Here is a 21,133-nt window from a genome sequence, read left to right as displayed (position 1 = left end):
TGTTTTTTGAGTTAATAACATGTTAAACTTAAGAATACATTTTGTTAACAAGATATAATTTCGACAAATGACAAGTTTGAAAAGGTGTTGGGAATACATTTATCATTTAAGGGTACGAAAACGTTTTAAATTGTAATCTTTATCCTCTTTATTTCCAACACCTTGTTCGCATTAATCGAAGTGTTTCACTCTTTTTTTAACAACATTCTTTTTTAATTGACTTAAACGTTAAACATATTATTCAATTCGTGCGAATTAGTTCAAAACTTTGAAATTTGTTTTGATCAAATCTGTAGAATTTCCTCCAACCATAACTTCAAAATCTCCAGGCTCTACAACGCGCTTCATTTCTCTGTTCCAAATAGATAACTCATCTGGTGTAAGTGTAAATTCAACCGTTTTGGTTTCACCTTTCTTAATATTTAGTCTTTTGAATCCTTTCAAGGTCTTTTCAGGAGTTGTAGTGCTGCTGTAAACATCTTTAATATACAATTGCACCACTTCATCTCCGTCTCTGCTTCCAACGTTTTTAACATCAACAGAAACTTTTAATTCTCCGTCAGCTTTAATTTCTTTTGTGCTGATCTTCAAATTAGAATATTCAAACTTTGTATAACTCAATCCGTAACCGAATGTATATAACGGATGTTCGCTCTCTGCTACATATCTATGAATCGCAGATCGCTTTTGGTTGTAATATATAGGTAACTGCCCAACTGATTTTGGAACTGTAATAGGCAATCTTCCACCCGGATTGTAATCTCCGAATAAAACATCAGCAACGGCTCTTCCTCCTAGCTCTCCCGGAAACCAGCCTTCTACCACTGCCGGAATATTTTCAGCAATCCAGTTTGTCGAAAGCGGACGACCGTTTAACAATACACAAACCACAGGAGTTCCTGTTTTTTGAATCTCTTCGATCAATTCCTGCTGCATTCCGAATAAGTCTAAAGAAGCTACATCTCTGTTTTCTTCTACTAATTCGTTTGATTCTCCTAAAACTACAATTGCAACATCGGCTTTTTTAGCAGCATCAATTGCCGGTTGTAAATTTACTTTTTCTAAATTCCAACGTAAATGGGCTCTGGCTCCCCATCCGCCTTCCCACATCTCAATGCGGACTTTGTATTTTTTTCCTGCTTCAATATTTTTTGGAGTGGTAACCATGCTTGTTGCACCTTTTGTCCAGTTGTCGATTACCAATTGATCATCAATCCACATTCTGATTCCGTCATCCGAACTTAAACCTATCCAGCCGTCAAATGCTTTATCTGATTTTATGTAACCTGTCCAGCGAATGGAGAAATCATCATCGGTAACGCCATCCCCAGGAGACCAAGGCCAGTCAAACTCTAATTGATTATCAATACGAGTCAATGCCGGAGTTCCTTCCACATTTCTGTTATTGAAATATTCTCCTTTTAATCCGTTTTGAGCTTCATCTGGAGTAAATAAATATTTAGATGGAATAATTTGTCCTTTTACAATCAAAGGAACACCTTCTTCATAAACAACATTGGCAGTTTTCCCAACTAATTGCTGAATACCTTCGTAAACTGTCATTCCAACACTATTTTTTGGAGCATAACCTCCAAGTCTTGAAGCATTTGCATTTGGTCCGATAACAGCAACATTTTTTATCCCTTTACTTAAAGGCAAAATATTGTTGTCATTTTTTAACAAAACCATAGATTTTTGAGCCGCTTCTAAAGCGACATTCTGATTTTCTTTGGTATGAAAACGCTCTTTAATTAAGTTTTTATCTGTGTATGGATTTTCGAATAACCCCAATAAGAATTTCAAACGTAAAACTCCTCCGGCAGCACGGTCAATCTGCTCCATTGTTAGCTTCTTTTCGTTTACCAATTCGATAATGCTGGTTTGCCAAAACTCATTTGTAAAATCATAAAACTGCATATCAACTCCCGCTGCAATTGCTTCTCTGATACTTTCTTTTGGAGAATTGGTAACAAAATGCGTTACCTGAAGATATTTTATAGCTCCTAAATCTGAAACTACAATTCCTTTAAAACCCCATTCGTTTCTTAAAACATCAGTCAATAACCAATGATTGGCTGCACAAGGAATTCCGTCTAATTCAGAATACGCACACATTGTTCCCAATGCGCCGCCTTTTCTGAATGCTTTTTCAAATGAAGGCAAATGATCTTCTCTTGCCGAACGTTCTCCAACCAAAATTGGAGAAGAATTTCCTCCCGCTTGCGGAATACCGTGAACGGCAAAGTGTTTAGGTTCTGCAATAATCGAACGATCTGATTTTAAATCATCGCCCTGCATTCCTTTAATCATCGCTAAACCAATTTCACTATTTAAATACGCATCTTCACCAAAAGTTTCGGCAACACGTCCCCAGCGCGGTTCACGACCCAAATCTAAATTTGGACCTAAACCAAAATGAACTCCGTGCGCTCTTGCTTCCATCGCAATTACTTTTCCCACTTTATCCATTACACTTACGTCCCAGGTTGCTCCAAGACCAATATTCATTGGGAAAGCCGTACTTCCTTCATCTAAATATCCGTGAAGCATCTCGCACATAATAAGGGCAGGAATTCCCCATTTATTTTTTTTAATTATCTCACTTTGAAGATCATTAATCATTTTAGCCGAACGCGGATAAATATCATGAATCGCCCCAATTCCCAGATTTCCAATTTTAGCATCTGATTTTACTTTTGAGAAATCTTCTTTTTCCTTAAAAAATTCGCCTTTGTACATATCCATCTGACGCACTTTTTCTTCAAGAGACATGCGGCTTAACAAGTCTTTTACCCTATCTTCTACCGGTAGTTTTGAATCTTGATACGGGTATTTTTTCTGGGCATAGGTTTGGTTAAAAAAACCTACAGCCATTACAAAAATAATGGCTGTTTTTTTGATTTTGAGTTGTAACATAGTTGTGAGAGTTTAATTTTGAATCACTTTCAGTGTTCCTCCATTCACAAAATCATCGTGTGAAATAAAATAACTGTTTAGTGGTTTTCCGTTTAATTCTATTGTTTTGATTTTTCCATCAGTATTGATTTCTTTTTCAATAACAATATTTTCTTTTTTATAATATCTTGAATCTAATTTGATCGTTACTTTATCAAACATTGGTGTTGTGATCGTGTAAATTGGGTCGCCGGGAGATATTGGATAAAATCCCATCATGGAATATACTAACCATGCCGACATTGTTCCGGTATCATCATTTCCAGGTAATCCTTTTGGTTTGTTTTGGAAATATTCCTGTACCAGTTTTTTAACCATTTCCTGACTCTTCCATTCTTCTCCTTTTATATAATTGAATAAATAGGGATAAGCAATATCCGGCTCGTTTGCCATATCAAATTGTTTGGTATCAAAAACTTTTTGCAATTGATCTGAGAAAGGTTTATCACCGCCCATTAATTTTATCAATCCCTTGATATCATGCGGAACCATAAAAGCATATTGCCACGCATTTCCTTCGATAAAACCTACATTCGTCTGAAAATTAGATCCTGCTTCCGGATCAAAAGGTTCGTACCAATTTCCGTTAGCAATTCTTGGCCGCAGTAATTTTAAATTTTTGTCAAATAATTTTTGGTAGGATAATGAACGTTTGGCAAAACGTTTATAATCTTCTTTTTCACCCAAAGCTTTTGCTAAAAGTGAAATAGCATAATCTGAAGTATTATATTCCAGCGTTGTAGAAACAGGTCCGGGATAATTAGTTGATAAATATCCTTTTTCTATATATTCTTTAAGTCCCGGACGCAGCGGATTATTTTCAATTTGGTCTGCTCCTTTAAGCATTGCATAGTAGGCTTTGTAAACGTCAAAATCCTGAATCCCTTTTAAGCAGGCATCGACTATAACTATACTTGCCGGATCTCCTACCATTGTAAATGTTTCTGTAGAGTTTAATTCCCATTTTGGCAGCCAGCCGTTTTCATCATACATTTTCAACATACTTTTTATCATATCAGATTGCTGCTTAGGATAAACTAAAGAGGTTAACGGATGCATGTTTCGATAGGTATCCCATAATGAAAATACGGTATAACGAGTGCCATCGGTTTTACCAATCTTGCTTCTTTTAATCTGCGGATATTCTCCGTTTACATCATTTAAAGTATTCGGATGAATTAACGTATGGTACAAAGCCGTATAGAAAATCGTTTTATCATCTTCTGAACCGCCTTCGACTAAAATCTTCGAAAGTTCGTCGTTCCATTCTTTGTAAGTGTCTTTATAAACGGCATCAAACGATTTATCTCCGGTTTCTTTTTCTAAATTTTCTCTGGCATTTTCGATACTTACATACGAAATCCCAATTTTAACTTCAACCGTTTCTTGTTTATCGAATTTATACGTAAAATAACTTCCAATACTATCGCCAACTACTGTTTTGATGGTATTTTTCATTATTCTTGCCTTGCCATTATATCCTGCCATCCATTGCGCTTCAACACCGTTGTATTTGGAAGGTTTTTTCCAAACGCCGAATTTTTCAGCAGGTTTAGAAAACTTAGCCACAAAATAAACCGGATAAGCATCTTCAGGACTATTATAACAAAACGAACCAACGGAACGCATTCCTTCAATTTCTGTCGAAGAAACGACTTTAATCATCGAGCCTTCTTCATTCGTTAATCCTAAACCAAGATTTATTAAAATGTTGGACTGCCCTTTCGGGAAAGAGAATCTGCTTACTCCAACTCGTTTTGAAGCTGTAAATTCTCCTTTAACTTTATATTTCTTAAGATCAACGCTGTAATATCCGGCTTTTGCCACTTCATTAGAATATGTCGATCCGTATTTTAAATGATCGATTTCCAGATTTCCGGTTGTTGGCATCAATAAAATAACGCCTAATTCCGGACAACCCACACCACTTAAATTAACCTGACTGAATCCCGTTAAAAAAGTGTTTTCGTTTACATAAGGATTCGAAAGCCACTGACTGTCTTTTTCCATTGGAGTATTTTTTACGCCCGCAACATTAAACGGACTTATACTTGCCATTCCGCGTGGCGCAATCGGTCCCGGAAAAGCAGCTCCAAAGTTGGAAGTCCCAATAAACGGATTCACATAATCTGCCGGTTGTTGCGCAAAACTCGTGATGCTAAAAAACAGCATGCAAAAGCTGCATGCTGTTTTTGATAGTATTTTTTTTGATATTGAAAACATATTCTTATCTGTTAATAGCTTCTATTTTTAAAGTCCATGCTTCTTTTGCAGGTAAATTATTTCTAAGGCTTTCCGGAATCACCACTTTAAATCCATTTCCTTCTTTTGTCCATTTAAGAGCAATTTTAGAACCTAACATTGTAATTTTTGTTCCTTTTTTAGGGCTGATAGATTTAACTGTAATGCTTGCAGGAATTTTATCTTCTCCCTCTTTTGCTAAATAAAAAGCAAATACATTTCCGGCTTTATTTTGTGTAAAGCAAATATTATCTTCTTTAAAAGGCTCGATTGGTTTCGTATCGTAAATTGCAATACTATTTACTTTCATCCAGTCTGCATAAGCCTGCAATAAATCATAAGCACCTTGCTGCCATTCTCCTTCCGGACTTGGTGCCACATTCAATAATAAGTTTCCGCCTTTTGCAACAATGTCAACCAACATGTGAATTCCTTGTCTTCCCGTCATGTATTTTGCATCTGGAGTATACGACCATCCGCCGCCAGACGTAATACAAGATTCCCAAGGATAAGGTAATGTTTTTGCCGGAACACGACCTTCAGGCGTTAAATAGTTTTGGTTTTTTCCATGAACCGCTCTGTCAACCACGATTAATCCTGGTTGTTTCTGGCGCGCTTTCATCACCAATTCGTCCATTTTTGGATCCTGATCTACAACTCTGTGTTTGATGAATCCGTTTTTAGATTCGTTTTCTGCAAATTTCTCGTCGTAGTTTTCTTTTAAGTTTTGCTGATCTCTTTTTCTAACCCATCCTCCATCAAGCCATAAAATATCTACTTTACCATAATTCGTAAGGATTTCTAAAATTTGATTGTGTGTAAAATCAACATATTTCTGCCATTTTTCCGGATATAATGACGGATCGTAATTTACGTTTCTGTCGAAAGGGGGAAAATAAGGATCCCAGTAATTTTCGTTGTGCCAGTCTGGTTTAGAGAAATACGCTCCGGTTGAAATATTTTCTGCTCTAAAAGCATTGAAAACCTCTTTTAAAACATCTGCTTTTGGATTTGTACTGAAAGGACAATCCTTATCTGTTACTTTATAATCAGAATATTTAGTGTCGTACATATTAAATCCGTCATGGTGTTTGGTGGTAAAAACCATGTATTTCATTCCCGCTGCTTTTGCTGCTTTTGCCCATTTTACAGGATCAAATTTGGTTGGATTAAAAGTCTTTTTCAAGCCTTCATAATCTTTTACATATTGATTATAATTGGCAGGATTACTTCCTTTTTTACGTTCACACCATCCATAATCTTCCGGGCATATTGACCATGATTCTACAATTCCCCATTGGCTGTATGTTCCCCAGTGCATTAATAATCCAAACTTTTTGCCTTGCCAAGTTTCTAAATTTTTCAACACTAATGGATCCGTTTCCGGTACATAACGCTCATCTTCATAAATGGCCTGCGAAAACATTTGAACGGAAAATAATAACGCGATTATGAATATTCCTTTTTTCATCTTTATTCTATTTATAGTTTTTTGTTTTTGTTCTTTGTTTAATTGTGAAATTCACATTTCAACACATAGATACATAGCTCCCATAGTTTATAAAAAAAGGCGTTTCACTTGCATTAACAAACATTGAAGCTATGTGTGAGAAACTAGTTTCTTTTTATACCCTTTTTTTATTCATTCAAAAAATAAACCTATGTTTCTATGTGTTTAAAAATTATGCGTAATCTCAACTTTGTCAAAGTTTAAAACTTTGACAAAGTTCGAAACGTGCTAAGTTTTAATTCACTAAAATCTCATCCACAAATAACCAAGAACTTTCCCCTTTCGGGCTTTTCTTAAGGTTATAAGCAATTACTTTTACAAATCGTGTATTGACTTTTCCAAAATTGATTTTGAAATCTTTCAATTCCGAAGTCACATTTGGAGCATATGGGCGTGAAATTTTACCCACTTCCTGGTATTTAATTCCGTCATTAGAAACCAAAACTTTCAGCTTTACAGGAAAATTAACGCCAGCTCCCTGACTTTCTAAAGTTCCTACGATTACCTGCTCAACACTTTCTTGTTTTTCAAAATCAATTACCAATTCCATATCGTTGACAAGCCATGCCTGCCATTGTCCGTCGTGAAAATTTTTGCTTCCTCGAATTGTATTGACCATAGTATTAGCATCACCTTTATAATTATCATTATAAGGCGTTAAGTATTTTACTTTTTTTGCAAAAGCTTTATGAAAAATAATGGTATCTGTAAATACTTTCCCTATTGGTTTATCGTCCTGAAACAGCGATGCTTTTAAGATTGTAGTTTGCTTAAAATCAAGCGGAATCATATATTTTGAGGCATGATGATCAATATTTCCATCGCCTAAAACATATCGAATATCCGGATTTGGAAATTCATTCTGCAGAGACACACTAACTTGTTTATTAGCTAGATTTGCTGTTGAAGAAGCAGTTACCAAATAAGCACTTTTTGCATAATTGATTCCCAGATAATCGTAGCGGTTTAATAATGGTTTTAATCGTGTTGTAAAATCACTCCAGTTACGGCTTTCTTTCGAACTCCATAAAACCTCAGCCATTGCTGCCAGTCTCGGAAAAATCATGTATTCTGAATCCTTTGGTCCTGAAAGATATTCTGCCCATAAATTGGCCTGTCCGCCTAAAACATGATTCGCTTCAACAGGCGACATGGTTGGTACAACCGGATCAAATTCGTACACTTTATTTAAAGGATTATAAGCATCAAAAGCCAATGGTTCTTCATTTTGAGGACCTTGATAAAAATTAAAATAACAAGGAGATTCCGGAGTCATAATGACATCATGACCTTGATCTGCAGCTTCAATGCCTCCTTTTGTTCCTCTCCAGCTCATCACCGTTGCTTCCGGAGCTAGACCTCCTTCTACAATTTCATCCCAGCCAATAACTTTTTTACCTTTTGAATTGATGTATTTTTCAATACGTTTTACAAAATAACTTTGCAGTTCCGTTGAATTTTTTAGGCCTAAATCTTTCATTCTTTTTTGGCAGTTCGGACACTTATCCCAATTGGTTTTTGTCGCTTCGTCGCCTCCAATATGAATATATTTTGATGGAAAAATTGCCATCACTTCATCTAATACATTTTGAAGAAACTCAAACGTAGATTCTTTTCCTGCACAATAAATATCAGTAATAGGCCAGACTCCGCCAGACGGTACGCCAATACGCTGATCAAAACAAGCCAGTTCCGGATATGCTGCAATTGCAGAACTTACGTGCGCCGGCATTTCGATTTCCGGAATTACTTCGATGTTTTTGCTTGCGGCATATTTTACAATTTCTTTTAATTCTTCCTGTGTAAAAAATCCTCCGTAAGTTCCTTTTTCATCAGGATTTGTGGCTAATCTGGCATTCCATGCTACATTTTCCTGATTTACTCTCCAAGCTCCAACTTCGGTTAGTTTAGGATATTTTTTTATTTCAATTCTCCAGCCCTGATCATCAACTAAATGCAAATGCAAAACATTCATTTTGTGCATGGCCAAACGATCGATGGTAGCCAGAATATAATTTTTATCGAAGAAATGACGTGATAAATCCAGCATTAAACCTCTCCATTGAAAACGTGGTTCGTCTGTAATCGTAACATTCGGGATCTGCCATTTTGCAGATGAAATTGCATAACTGCTTTCAATAGCCGTTGGAAGCAATTGCCTGATGGTTTCTAATCCGTAAATAAAACCGGCATTTCCTTTTGCCGTTATTGTGATTGTATTGTTGATTACTTCAACTTTATATGCTTCTTTATGAAAATTTGGATCTATTTTGAACTGAACGAAATTACTCTGCGGTGCCTTTACTCCCAAAACCGGGCGCCAGCCTGCTGCAGTTTCAAATTTATTGATTAAAGCGTTTGAAATATCTTTTTGAAAATCAGTATTGGCAACAAAAACTGTATTTTTAGAAAACTCAAAACTTCCTGATTGAATCAATAATTGATTTGGTTTCGGGATAATTTGAATGTCTTTTGCAGTAAAAACTTTTTTCTGGCTGTAACTCAAACTTAAAACAGTTAAGAAGATTAAGACAAATAAGGGTTTTAATGATCTCATAATTATTATTTTAAAGATGGTGTTATTTTAAATTGATACTGATAATTTTTTCCTCTCAAAAGATATTTTTCCATTGGCCAGGCCTGCCAGCTGTCAATTCCACCGACTCCCATTTGTTTATAATCAATTTTTAAACTGGTTAAATCTCTTTCTTTCAATTCAGCGGCATGTCTTTGGTCTTTTTTTAATCCGTCATCTAAATCTTCATTTAAGAAATGTAAAGCAGTTACGGCCAATAATTCATCTGATGTTACGGTTAATTTTAGTTTATCTCCTGACAATTCTAAGAAACGTATATCGGTTTTGTTTCCCGTTTCCTGCGGACGGATGTATGGATAATATTGTTCTGAAACGGTTTGCGTATACAATCCCACTTTTGAACTGTAGTTTCTGTCGATGTAATTTTCGTGCGGGCCTCTTCCGTAATAGGTCATATTGCTAAAATCTCTAGGAACAATTACTTCCATTCCAAATCTTGGCAAAATAGGCTGTTCTTTGTTTTTATCAATATTTAAAACTTCTTTTACGACTAATTCTCCGTTTCCGTTTAATTCATAATTCAATTCTAAAGTTGAAGAAACCTGAGGCAAACTATAAGTCGCTTTTACTAAAATTTTATTGTCTTTTGTTGGAGAGAATGTCCAGTTTACCAATGTTGGATTTTCTGTCGCATCTTTCCAAGCCTTTAAGTTTATCTGAAAATTAGCTCCAAAATCATTGTCGTTTGGTGCTCTCCAAAGATTGGGACGCAATTGATATCCGTCTTTTATAATGGGCTGATTATTGAAGGAATAACCGCTGATAAATCCTGTTTTTTTGTCGAAAGTAACTTCAGTTTTATCACTTTTAAATACTGTCGCATTGGCTTTTTTCTCCACCGTGATTTTTGATGTTCCATCAATTTTAATATCGTTTTTCCAGGTTCCTTTATACGCCAATTGTTCTGTAGCAATTTCGAAACCTTTTGGTAAAAATGGTTCTTCCTGTTTTAACTGGTAGCTTATGTTTATAAAAGCTTCCTGAAATTTTTTATCGCCTAATTTAATTGGCAAAGTATAGGTTTTTGATTGTGTTGGATCGATTGCTAAATAATCGATAACGCCTGTCGTTTCTTTCACTCCGTCTAAAATTAAGGTCCAATGCAAAGTTACGTTGCTTAAATCTTTAAATGAAAATTCATTGTAAACTTTTATTGTAGCCGTTTCCTTATTTTCCCAGGAAGTTAGAATGTTTTGATACACATTTCGTACTTCAAGCGCATGCGGATTTGGTTTTCTGTCTACCGTAAATACGCCGTTATTCACAAAGTTATTATCACTTTTTACATCTTTTGGTCCAAAATCTCCTCCATAAGCTAAAATCGTAGTTCCGTTGTCCAGTTTTTTATAAACCGACTGATCGATCATATCCCAGATAAACCCTCCCTGAAAGTTTGGATATTTACGAATCACATCCCAATAATCTTTAAAATTCCCCATCGAATTCCCCATTGCATGCGCATATTCGCACTGAATGTAAGGTCTTGATGGATTTGGATTCGCCAGAATATATTCTTCCATTTTGTTTGGAGAACTGTACATTGGATCGATTATATCAGAGTCCCATTCGAATTTTAAATCTTTTCCGTCCCAAGCTCCGGCAGTTGCTCTTTCATACTGAATTGGTCTTGATTTATCGCGGTTTTTAATCCATAAATAACCTCTGTAAAAGTTGTAACCGTTTCCGGCTTCGTTACCCATACTCCAGATAATGACTGAAGTATGATTTTTATCTCTTTCGATCATACGCTGCATACGCTGAATGTGCGCTAATTCCCAGTCTGGTTTATTGCCTAGAGTTTTGGTAATATCGTAACCCATTCCGTGCGATTCTATGTTCGCTTCATCGACCACATAAATTCCGTATTTATCGCATAATTCGTAGAAATATTCATCGTTAGGATAATGTGACATTCTCACCGCATTGATATTAAATTGTTTCATTAATTTAATATCTTCTTCCATTCTTTCTCTTGAAATGGTTTGTCCCGTTACCGGATCAACTTCATGACGGTTTACTCCTTTTATATAAATTGCTTTTCCGTTTACTAAAAGCTGTCCGCCTTTAATTTCTACTTTTCTGAAACCAACATTCTGATTAATAACTTCAATTACAGTTCCTTTTTTATCTTTTAAAATAAAACGTACCTGATATAAATTCGGAATTTCTGCACTCCATTTCTTCGGATTTTCTACTGCAAAATCAAATGTTTGTTTCTCGCTTAAAGCGGAAATAACTTTTGAGGTTACAATCTTGTCACCATCTTTTAACTGAACGTCTAAAGTATAGCTGTCTTTTTTATCTAAATCAGAGAATTGAGTTGTAATTTTTAAACTTCCGTTTACGTAATTTGCATCTAAATCCGAAATAATTTCGAAGTCATTTAAATGGGCTTTATTTCGGGCAACCAGATAAGAATCACGAGTAATTCCACTCATTCTCCACATGTCCTGACACTCTAAATACGAACCGTCATTCCATTTCATAACCTGCAAAACGATAGTGTTTTTGCCCGTTTTTACGTATTTATTTAATTTGAATTCAGAAGGCAATTTTCCGTCTTCACCATAACCTACATAAACGCCATTTACCCAAACCGTTAAGTTTGATTTTGCTGTTCCAATATGAAGAAAAATATCTTTTCCTTCCCAGGATTTATCAATGTTGATTTCTCTTCTGTAAACTCCTGTAGGATTGTATTTTGTTGGTACAAACGGCGGATTTGGCGCCATTAAATAATCAAAATCGTAAGTTGTATTTACGTAAACCGGATATCCATAACCATTTACATCCCAGCTTGCCGGAATTTTAAAATTATCCCAAGAGTTATCGTTAAAATTGGTTTTCTCAAAATCTTTTGGAAGTGCAGCCGGATTATCAACATATTTAAATTTCCAGGCTCCGTTAATGTCCAGATAATTTTTAGATTGTCTCCATTCGTTTTTAGCAGCTAATGCTTCATTTTCAAAAACATAATAGGCAGCATGCATTGGCTCTCTATTATCTTCATTGATTTTTTCATTCTGCCAAAACGGAACTTTTTCCTGAGCGTTAACTGATAATACTGTAAGTAATAAGGTTAATATGGATATTGTTGTTTTCATTCTTTGTTTTTGTTTGAACACATAGCCCCGATAGCTATCGGGATAGATTGTGAGAGAAAAATCTATGTATCTATGTGTTTAAAATTTATTCGTAATTGAGTTTTTCTCAATTTTTATCATTTCAACGGAGGGGAAATCTTCGTAAGAAACTCTTCCTAGCAGCTTGTCAATCTTTGTAGAGCTACTTGCGAAGATTTCTCGTTCCTCGAAATGACAAGATTGTGGTCAAACTTTGTCAAAATTCAATGACAAAATTGCGTAATTATTTATCCCAAGCCATTTTAAATTTTGCATCTTCCATTCTGTGTCCTTTTTCATCATCAGAAACGGCATAATTAAAACCAGATCTCAAACTGTATCCAGCATGTTCGCCGTTTTTATTTAAGGCAATAAAACCAACTTGCAGATATTCCATGTCTTTGTGGTTTTTGTGTTTATTGTAAATACGTTCTGTGATTTCTTTACAGGCATCATAAGGCGATTTTCCCTGACGCATTAATTCGACAACCATGGCACTTCCGGCTGTCCTAATTACAGCTTCGCCCAAACCGGTTGCAGCTGCAGCTCCTACTTCGTTATCCAGAAAAAGACCCGCGCCGATTATTGGGGAGTCACCGACGCGGCCATGCATCTTCCAGGCAGCACCACTGGTGGTACACCCTCCCGAAAGATTGCCATCTTGATCTAACATTAGCATGCTTATGGTATCGTGATTTTCTATATTAATAACTGGTTTGTACTTTGAATCTTCCAGCCATTTTTTCCAGTCTTTTTCAGATTCCGGAGTTAGTAAATTTTCTTCTTTAAATCCTTCTGATAAAGCAAACTGCAATGCGCCTTGTCCGGCCAGCATTACGTGCGGTGTATTTTGTAATACTCTTTTTGCTACAGAAATTGGATGCATAATGCCTTGTAAAAAACAAACTGAACCGCAATTGCTGTTGTGATCCATAATACAGGCATCAAGGGTTACTTTTCCTTCGCGATCCGGATATCCTCCGTAACCAACACTGCGAACATTAGGATCTGCTTCGGGAATTTTCATTCCGGCTTCAATGGCATCTAAAGCTGATTTTCCTGCTTTTAATTGTTTCCAGGTTTCCTGATTGGCAGGTAAACCGTGATTCCAGGTTGAAATAACAACTGGTTTTTTTACTTTTTTTGAAGGAAATTCTAATGTGCCTTCCTTTTCATTTTCTTTCTCTTTTGCAAATCCACTAAAGCCTACAGAACTCACGGCTGCTGCGCCTAAAGCTGCTTTTTTGATAAAGTCTCTTCTATTTGACATGCTTTTACTTTTAGAAAATATTATTTTAAACTTGCTTTTGTTTCTTTGATTGTCTTCAAATTACTTGCAGACAATGCATTTCCGTCGAAAAATGAAACACCAACCGCTCCATTTTCTTTTGCTTCTAAAATAGCTTGTTTTAGCTCTTTATCATTTTTCAATCCCGGAATATAAATTCCTGTATTGATCTTCGTTTTCTTATCTTCTAAATCAGCAGCACCTTGTTTGGTAGCATAACCAACCCAGTCAATTTCTTCATTGTAAAAACTATGGTAAATCATTGGGTATACTTCGTCAATATTCCATTTGTCCCAACGCTGGCGTACCATGTGGTCTGCCATTTCAGGATAAGGAAATACAGCTGCAGTTAATTGTTTGTTGTGTTTGTGTGCAATTTTATAGGCATCATCAACAACGGCTTTTATTGCATTTAAACGGAAGTTTTTCCACTCCATATCGATAGAAGTATTGTGACTTTCTTTTGGATTTTTATGGTGGATTTTTTCGAATGCTTTTACACATTCCTCACAATAGCAAAAATCAAATTGCGGTAATTCTACATCCTGAACCAAGTTGTATTTTGGAAGTAAACTAATTGGTAAAAAGATATCCGGGAAACGAATATAATCTAAGTGAACACTTTCGATTCCTTCAACTTTTGCCAGTTCTTCAACTAAATGTAAAACGTGTTCTCTGGATTCTTTTCTGGTTGGACATAACCATTGGTAATAATCCACATACGGACGGTTATCGAAACAAGATTTTCCTTCTTTGCTTACCTGATACCATTCTGGGTGCTGTAACGCAACAGAATCTCCGGGTCTGTTCATGGCCATAATCCAGGCGTGAACTTTTAGGCCTTCTTTCGTAGCAAGAGGTACTAATCTTTTTAAAAGTTTTGGGTCTGTTGTCGTATTGATTAATACTTCATCGATACCTCCGTCTTTGTATTTTTTGAATTCTTTGGTGTAATCTGCGTCTGATTTTTTGGCATCTGCGGTTGTCCAGACTCCAAATTTAAATGTGGTTTCTTCTTTTTTGGCACAAGAAAAAATGCTGAATGCCAGTAAAAAAAGTAATAGTTTTGGTAGTTTCATAGTGGCTTTGTGGTTTATTTTGCTATTATTTTTCCGTCCTCTTTTATAACAAATGTTTGATTCGAAAAAGGGCTTTTTATTGAAATATTATATCCGCTGGAATGATTTTCTAAGATAGGTTTTAAAATTTTATTATCAACACTGATGGTTTCTTTTGTTAGATTTGCCAGCGATTTTGCCCAAACTTTATTCTTTTGAAAATATTCTTTTTGAGCTCTGTATAAATTGTAAAGTTCCCATTTTACTTTTTCATCCTGCGGAATTGTAAAGGTATCTTTTACTTCTTTTGAAGAAAAATAAACATAGCCCCATTTTTCAGGTTCATGCATATTGATCACACCCATTGGCGACCAAACCCAATTGTACTCTGGAAGAAACTTTCCGTCAGCGTCTTTTTTACGTTCGTATTTGCCGTCAACAATTGAATGCTGCCAATTTACTCTTGAGAAATTAACTCTCCAGAATTTATCTACTGGCACATTTTGATCAAAATAAGATGTTTTGTAAGATGCCCACGGAATCGCCATTTCTAAAACCCAGCCCTGATCAATATCGGATGGATTATTGAGCGTTCCATGAACTTTAACTGCTGATTTTAAACCCGGAATATTCCAGTCGTTTAAAACTACGAGATCATTTTCTCTATAAGGTTTTGATAAAAATAGATCCCAAGCAGTGTTCAAGGCGTTTATTTCTAATTCGTAATAGTTAAAAGTGTCGCTGTCGGGATCTATAAAAACTTCGAAATCATTGTTGTAAAAAATAATAGTGTCACGCTGTTTTAAATTTGCCCAAACGTGCGGCTCGTCAATCTTTGCTAAAATATAAAAATTGGTTTCATCCCAGAGCATTTTAACTTTTGTTGCATATTTGGGTTTAATGCCATTTTCTATATCCTCAAAAAGAGCTGTCCAATCTGCTTTACTCCATGCAGCGTCTGATTCGTTTCCGTCTATAGTAACTGGACTTGTCGTTTTTGCCGCGACGTATGTTTTAGGAATAATGGTATTTTTCTTCGCTTGCGAAAAACCCACAACCGAAAAAGAAACTAAAACAACTGTTAACCATTGAAATTTTAAACGCATGCTTTTTCTATAAACTGTTATCTTTTGTAAACTGAATTACTTCACTTAATTTACCAAATGCAATGGCTACAGCGGTATCTGCTGCACCGTAATACACGGCTAATTTATCTTCTTCTGTATCGTGTAAAGCGGCACATGGGAAAACAACATTTGGTACATCTCCTACCATTTCATAAATTTCTGCAGGCCCTAATAAATAAGGCTGCGTTCTGTATTTTACTTTGTCTGGCGAATCAACATCTAAAAGTGCCGATCCCATTGCATAACGGAAACCGTTGCAGGTATTGATAACACCGTGATAGATCATCAGCCAGCCTTCATTTGTCAAGATAGGAATTGGCCCCGCTCCTACTTTTGTACACTGCCATGCGCTTTGTTCAAAAGGGCTTGGTTTCATTACTAATCTATGTTCTCCCCAATATTTCATGTCCGGGCTGTAGCTGATCCAGATATCTCCGAATGGTGTATGTCCGTTATCACTTGGACGGCTTAACATGGCGTATTTTCCGTTTATTTTTTGAGGGAATAAAACGCCGTTTCTGTTGAATGGTAAAAAGGCATTTTCGCATTGAAAAAACTCTTTAAAATCAAAAGTATATCCAATTCCAATTGTTGGTCCATTGTAACCATTACACCAGGTAATCCAGTAACGGTCTTCAATAAAAACTACACGTGGATCGTATTTATAAGCAGATTCAATCATATCTGTATTACCAGACTGCATTACGATTGGTTCGTGGTTGATGTCCCAATCGATTCCATTTTTACTAAAGCCGGCAAAAATATTCATTTGAACCGCTTTATTATCACATCTGAAAACTCCCGCATAACCATCTCCAAAAGGAACCACAGCACTATTAAAAATACTGTTTGATGACGGTATTGCATATCTGTCGATAATTGGATTTTCAGAATATCTCCACATTACATCATTACTGTTTTCGGGTCTGTCTTGCCAAGGAATACTGCTCATTTTTTTTATTTTTTTTGTTTATTGTTTTTACTTATAATTATCTAATTGCCAAATTATCTAATTATTTAATCTTCTATTTTTCTAACCTTATCTAACCATGTGAATTTTAATATCGTAGTCGTTACTAAAAACACAATCAAAGCCGTAATTGCTTTTGGATAATCTCTGATAATAAAGAAAATCGGAAGCAAAATCATACTGGACTGCCATACAATTCCGATGGCACAATTCATCATATCTCTCCAGAAATCATTATTTTTTTCGAAAGTAAAGTCTTCCGCTTTTAATACTTTATAAACCGGCCCCCAGAAGCCCCAAGGTCTTACGTTTGCATAAAACGATTTTAAAACTTCCATATCGGTTGGTTTGCTTAAGAATGTTCCTAAAACGCAGCCTAAAATGGAGAAACCAAATATTATTGGGAACAAGTAAATGGCTTGTACTTGTGCTAAATCGTATAAAAATGATCCTTCGGTTAAACTTCCTTTGGCCTGACCTAAAGCAAATTGCAAAGAAGCTACAATTAATCCGGCGAACATTCCCCAGAAATAACCCCAGCCGTTAAAACGCCACCAAATCCATTTTAGGAAATTTGCTGCGACGTAACCTCCGTATAAAGCACTTGTAATCCAAAGCGTTAAGGAATTAATTGAATCTGCAAAGAATCCCATGAAAACCCCTAAACCAACTACAAGAAAAGAAGAAATCTGACTTACTTTAATATAATGTGCGTTTGTAGCAACTGGCTTAAAGTATTTTTTATAAATATCATTTACTATATATGCAGGCCCTGCATTTACAAATGCTGAGAATCCCGACATAAATGCAGCTAATAAGCCAGCCAAAAGAATTCCTTTAATTCCAACCGGAATATATAAATTGACCACTTTTGGCATTAATAATTCTAAATCTGCTCCGGTTAAACCTGTATTTGCATTTAATTCCGGCGCTAAATTTACCAACGCAATTACCACGATTCCGGTAATTAATAAATATCTCGGAATGAATAAAATTAAGTTGGTGAAACCGCTCATATAAGCTGCTTCCTTCACTGATTTAGTTGAAAGAACACGCTGTAAATCGTAACTTGGCGTTGGCCCGGCCACACTTGCAAAAAATCCTTTGAACAAGGTCATTCCGATGAAAGCACCAAACATTTTATATCCTTCAGAATCAATTAAATTATTGAAAGTTTGAAATTTATCACTCCATTGGGTTTCAAACTGCCATCCGAAGAAAACATTTTTCCATTCTTCGGTAATAACCGAATTAATCTGAATATCAGTATAATTAACAAAAGCATATCCGGCAATTAAAACTCCGGCTACAATCATGATTAAATATTGTACAACCTCAGTTGCTACTACAGAAAACATTCCGCCTTTAACAGTATAAATGGTAGTTAAAAAGATAATGATTAACGCATAAGAACGCTCTGAAGTCAATAGAATTAAATCGCCATAATGAAGCGTTAAATCCCACGGAAGAATAATGGTTACAAATTTTCCGATTCCTTCAAAGAAATAAGCTATAAAACCAATTGTAGAAATAATGGCAAAAATAGCCACAATAATATGCGATGCTTTTCCGGCTCTGTCGCTTCCAAAACGGGTTAAAATCCACTCAGAACCTGTCATTACTTTTGATCTTCTAATCCAGACTGCGAGAAACATCATTACGAAAATCTGATTCCAGATGGGCCAAAGCCACATGAACATGAAACTTTTTACACCGTATAGAAAAAGTACCCCAATCATCCAGGAAGTTCCTGAAACATCAAACATTCCAGATCCGTTACTTAGACCTAAAAAGTACCATTTGATTGTTTTTCCGCCAAGAAAATAGTCATCTAATCCCTTTTTTGCTTTTCTTGAAATCCAAATTCCGATACTCACTGAGAGCAGAATGTAAGCTACGATTATCGATACGTCAATAATATCCATTAATTTTATTTGTTAGTAGGTTAGTTACGTTTTTTTGTTTTTGTTTATTTTTTTGTTCCCCAGTTTTTATTTGGCTGAGGTCCCATTACAAAATGTAAAACCCCGCCTTTTAAAATCTGTTGATGTGTGATTGCTGTTTGATTGAATTCAACTCCATTTAAAGTAGCCGACTGGATGTAAAAGTTTTTGTCTGAAACATTCTCTGCTTCAATCACAAACGTTTTACCTTTTTCAAGATTGATGGTTGCTTTTTCGAAAATCGGGCTTCCAATTTCATATTCTCCCGAAGCCGGATTCATTGGATATAATCCCATTGAACTAAAAACATACCAAGCCGACATTTGTCCGCAGTCTTCGTTGCCGCTTAATCCGTTTGGAGTTGTATTGTATTGTGTATCTAAAATATGACGAACCCAATATTGCGTTCTCCAAGGCTGACCTGCGTGATTAAACATATAGGCAATGTGGTGACTTGGCTCGTTTCCGTGCGCATATTGTCCTATTAATCCTGAAATATCTGCCGAAACATTATTTCCTGTAATTTCTGAACTTTCGGTAAACAACTGTTCTAAACGTTTGGTAAAGGTTTCATTGCCGCCGTGAATCGAAATTAAATTATCAACATTTTGCGGTACAAACCAACTGTGCTGCCAGGCATTTCCTTCTGTATAATCGGTGTGTTCTCTGTGGTTAGAATGTTTCGGGTCGAAAGGTTCGTTCCAGGATTTTCCGTCTTCAGATTTTCCTCTCATGAATCCTGTTTTCGGATCAAATAAATATTGGTATGCCTGAGAACGTTTTAAGAAAAATTCATAATCAGCATTTTTACCTAAAGCTTTCGCCATTTGCGCTACACACCAATCGTCGTAAGCATATTCCAGCGTAATGGTAACCGATTCGTCTAATAAATTATACGGAATATAACCGTATTTTTTGTAGAAGTTTAAACCACGTTCGTCCTGCATCATGGTGGTTTTCATGGCTTCGAATGCTTTTTCGGCATCAAAACCTTTTATACCTTTTAAGTAAGCATCGACAATTACCGGAATTGAATGATACCCTGTCATGGTATTAGTTTCATTAGCGTATAAAGTCCAAACCGGTAATATTTTTTTGGTATCGTAATACGCTAACATTGAGTTTACAATGTCTGAAGTTTTGTCTGACGCCAATAATGTCAATAAAGGATTTTCGGCTCTAAAAGTATCCCATAGTGATAAGGTCGAATATGCAGTATAATCTTTTGCTGTAACAATTTGATCATCCTCTTTTCTAAATTGACCGTTTTTATCACTATAGGTTACAGGGGCAACTTGTGCGTGATACATCGCAGTATAAAAAATCGTTTTTAACGAATCTACTGGTGTTTCGACTTTAATTTTGCTTAATGCTTTATTCCAAATCGAAGATGCTTCGGATTTTGTATTGTCAAAGGTTTCTTTTTCTCCGTCTAAATTATCTTTGGCATTAGCCACACTTACAGATGACAGCGCCACTTTTACAAATAATTCATCAGAGTTTTTCGGATCAAAAAATAATTGTACTGATGTATTTTCTCCATCTGCTTTTTTAGCAGTAACAATTTGTTTATCAGCTGTTAAAACTGATTCTGTGATAGGTTTTGAAAACTTAGCCACAAAAAATACTTTTTGATTTACTGCCCAGCCTTTACTATATCTGTAGCCGCTTATAGTATATTCGTCTTCAATTGTAATTCCCGTTTTTAAAGCTTTATCCCAATTTATGGCAAATCCTAAATCGACAACTACAGATTGTTTGTCGTTTTTTGCAAAAGTATACTTATGATAAGCTGTTCTTTGTGAAGAAGTTAATTCTACATTGATTTTAGGATCCTTAAGAAAAACTTGGTAAGAGCCCGGTGTTGCTTTTTCGTTAACATGACTGTAAAATGATTTATAAGGTAATTGATCGCGTGAAGTTGTTTTTAATGTTAAATCGACTTTTTTGTTTGTCGGCATAAATAAAATGTCGGCCAAATCGCCAATTCCTGTTCCGCTTAAATGCAAATGACTAAAACCAGAAACGATAGAATCTGAATAATGATAGCCTGAACACCAGTCCCAGCTTGAGATTCCGTTATCCGGACTTACTTGCAGCATACCAAAAGGAACGGTTGCACCCGGATATGTATGGCCGTGTCCACCTGTTCCAATAAAAGGATCAACATGGTTTACAAAAATATTTTCTTGATTATTATTTTTGTTTACATTTATTTTACAACTTGTAGCCAGAATTGCAAATAAAGCAGGCACGAGAAATTTCTTCATATAAAACAACCTTAATTTAACTTTAAATTTAAACAAACCGACTTTTTATTAAA

Annotated in this window: 11 protein-coding genes; all 11 read right to left on the bottom strand. The window is 35.7% G+C overall.

Going from position 1 to position 21,133, the window contains the following annotated elements:
- Positions 1–255: 255 nt before the first annotated feature.
- The 11 genes from ASD98_RS09490 to ASD98_RS09440 all read right to left on the bottom strand — a co-directional run bounded on the left by ASD98_RS09490 (position 256) and on the right by ASD98_RS09440 (position 21,080).
- The gene (locus ASD98_RS09490; RefSeq protein ID WP_056203454.1) at positions 256–2,916 is read right to left on the bottom strand and encodes a glycoside hydrolase family 3 N-terminal domain-containing protein; all 2,661 of its coding nucleotides are present in this window, start codon (positions 2,914–2,916) and stop codon (positions 256–258) included.
- 12 nt (positions 2,917–2,928) lie between these two features.
- A complete protein-coding gene (locus ASD98_RS09485) occupies positions 2,929–5,178 on the bottom strand; it encodes a GH92 family glycosyl hydrolase (RefSeq protein ID WP_082577826.1) in 2,250 nt (749 codons plus the stop codon).
- A 4-nt stretch (positions 5,179–5,182) separates the two neighbouring features.
- Positions 5,183–6,667, bottom strand: coding sequence for an alpha-L-fucosidase (locus tag ASD98_RS09480; protein ID WP_056203451.1), 1,485 nt, complete (start codon positions 6,665–6,667; stop codon positions 5,183–5,185).
- 274 nt (positions 6,668–6,941) lie between these two features.
- Positions 6,942–9,263: a family 20 glycosylhydrolase gene (locus ASD98_RS09475; RefSeq protein WP_056203448.1), complete on the bottom strand. Its 2,322-nt coding sequence runs from the start codon at positions 9,261–9,263 to the stop codon at positions 6,942–6,944.
- A 5-nt stretch (positions 9,264–9,268) separates the two neighbouring features.
- A complete protein-coding gene (locus ASD98_RS09470; protein WP_056204368.1) occupies positions 9,269–12,406 on the bottom strand; it encodes a glycoside hydrolase family 2 TIM barrel-domain containing protein in 3,138 nt (1,045 codons plus the stop codon).
- Positions 12,407–12,668: 262 nt separating this feature from the next.
- Positions 12,669–13,694, bottom strand: a complete 1,026-nt coding sequence (locus ASD98_RS09465; RefSeq protein ID WP_128414811.1) for an isoaspartyl peptidase/L-asparaginase family protein — start codon at positions 13,692–13,694, stop codon at positions 12,669–12,671.
- A gap of 20 nt (positions 13,695–13,714) precedes the next feature.
- The gene (locus ASD98_RS09460) at positions 13,715–14,791 is read right to left on the bottom strand and encodes a putative glycoside hydrolase (protein ID WP_056203444.1); all 1,077 of its coding nucleotides are present in this window, start codon (positions 14,789–14,791) and stop codon (positions 13,715–13,717) included.
- A 14-nt stretch (positions 14,792–14,805) separates the two neighbouring features.
- Complete coding sequence (locus ASD98_RS09455) at positions 14,806–15,876, bottom strand: carbohydrate-binding family 9-like protein (protein WP_056203441.1); 1,071 nt, start codon at positions 15,874–15,876, stop codon at positions 14,806–14,808.
- Between the two features lie 7 nt (positions 15,877–15,883).
- The gene (locus tag ASD98_RS09450; protein ID WP_056203439.1) at positions 15,884–16,849 is read right to left on the bottom strand and encodes a glycoside hydrolase family 130 protein; all 966 of its coding nucleotides are present in this window, start codon (positions 16,847–16,849) and stop codon (positions 15,884–15,886) included.
- Positions 16,850–16,914: 65 nt separating this feature from the next.
- A complete protein-coding gene (locus ASD98_RS09445; RefSeq protein WP_056203435.1) occupies positions 16,915–18,792 on the bottom strand; it encodes a sodium:solute symporter family protein in 1,878 nt (625 codons plus the stop codon).
- Between the two features lie 44 nt (positions 18,793–18,836).
- A complete protein-coding gene (locus ASD98_RS09440; RefSeq protein ID WP_056203432.1) occupies positions 18,837–21,080 on the bottom strand; it encodes a GH92 family glycosyl hydrolase in 2,244 nt (747 codons plus the stop codon).
- Positions 21,081–21,133: the final 53 nt, after the last annotated feature.

It is taken from the genome of Flavobacterium sp. Root186, from assembly GCF_001428525.1.
In the GTDB taxonomy this organism is placed as follows: domain Bacteria; phylum Bacteroidota; class Bacteroidia; order Flavobacteriales; family Flavobacteriaceae; genus Flavobacterium.
This window is presented reverse-complemented; position numbering and strand designations above follow the sequence as displayed.

Excerpts from the sequence above, each read along its gene's own strand:
- ASD98_RS09440 (WP_056203432.1), bottom strand. The coding sequence starts at position 21,080 with ATGAAGAAATTTCTCGTGCCTGCTTTATTTGCAATTCTGGCTACAAGT.
- ASD98_RS09475 (WP_056203448.1), bottom strand. The coding sequence starts at position 9,263 with ATGAGATCATTAAAACCCTTATTTGTCTTAATCTTCTTAACTGTTTTA.
- ASD98_RS09460 (WP_056203444.1), bottom strand. The coding sequence starts at position 14,791 with ATGAAACTACCAAAACTATTACTTTTTTTACTGGCATTCAGCATTTTT.
- ASD98_RS09465 (WP_128414811.1), bottom strand. The coding sequence starts at position 13,694 with ATGTCAAATAGAAGAGACTTTATCAAAAAAGCAGCTTTAGGCGCAGCA.
- ASD98_RS09455 (WP_056203441.1), bottom strand. The coding sequence starts at position 15,876 with ATGCGTTTAAAATTTCAATGGTTAACAGTTGTTTTAGTTTCTTTTTCG.
- ASD98_RS09470 (WP_056204368.1), bottom strand. The coding sequence starts at position 12,406 with ATGAAAACAACAATATCCATATTAACCTTATTACTTACAGTATTATCA.
- ASD98_RS09485 (WP_082577826.1), bottom strand. The coding sequence starts at position 5,178 with ATGTTTTCAATATCAAAAAAAATACTATCAAAAACAGCATGCAGCTTT.
- ASD98_RS09490 (WP_056203454.1), bottom strand. The coding sequence starts at position 2,916 with ATGTTACAACTCAAAATCAAAAAAACAGCCATTATTTTTGTAATGGCT.
- ASD98_RS09445 (WP_056203435.1), bottom strand. The coding sequence starts at position 18,792 with ATGGATATTATTGACGTATCGATAATCGTAGCTTACATTCTGCTCTCA.
- ASD98_RS09450 (WP_056203439.1), bottom strand. The coding sequence starts at position 16,849 with ATGAGCAGTATTCCTTGGCAAGACAGACCCGAAAACAGTAATGATGTA.
- ASD98_RS09480 (WP_056203451.1), bottom strand. The coding sequence starts at position 6,667 with ATGAAAAAAGGAATATTCATAATCGCGTTATTATTTTCCGTTCAAATG.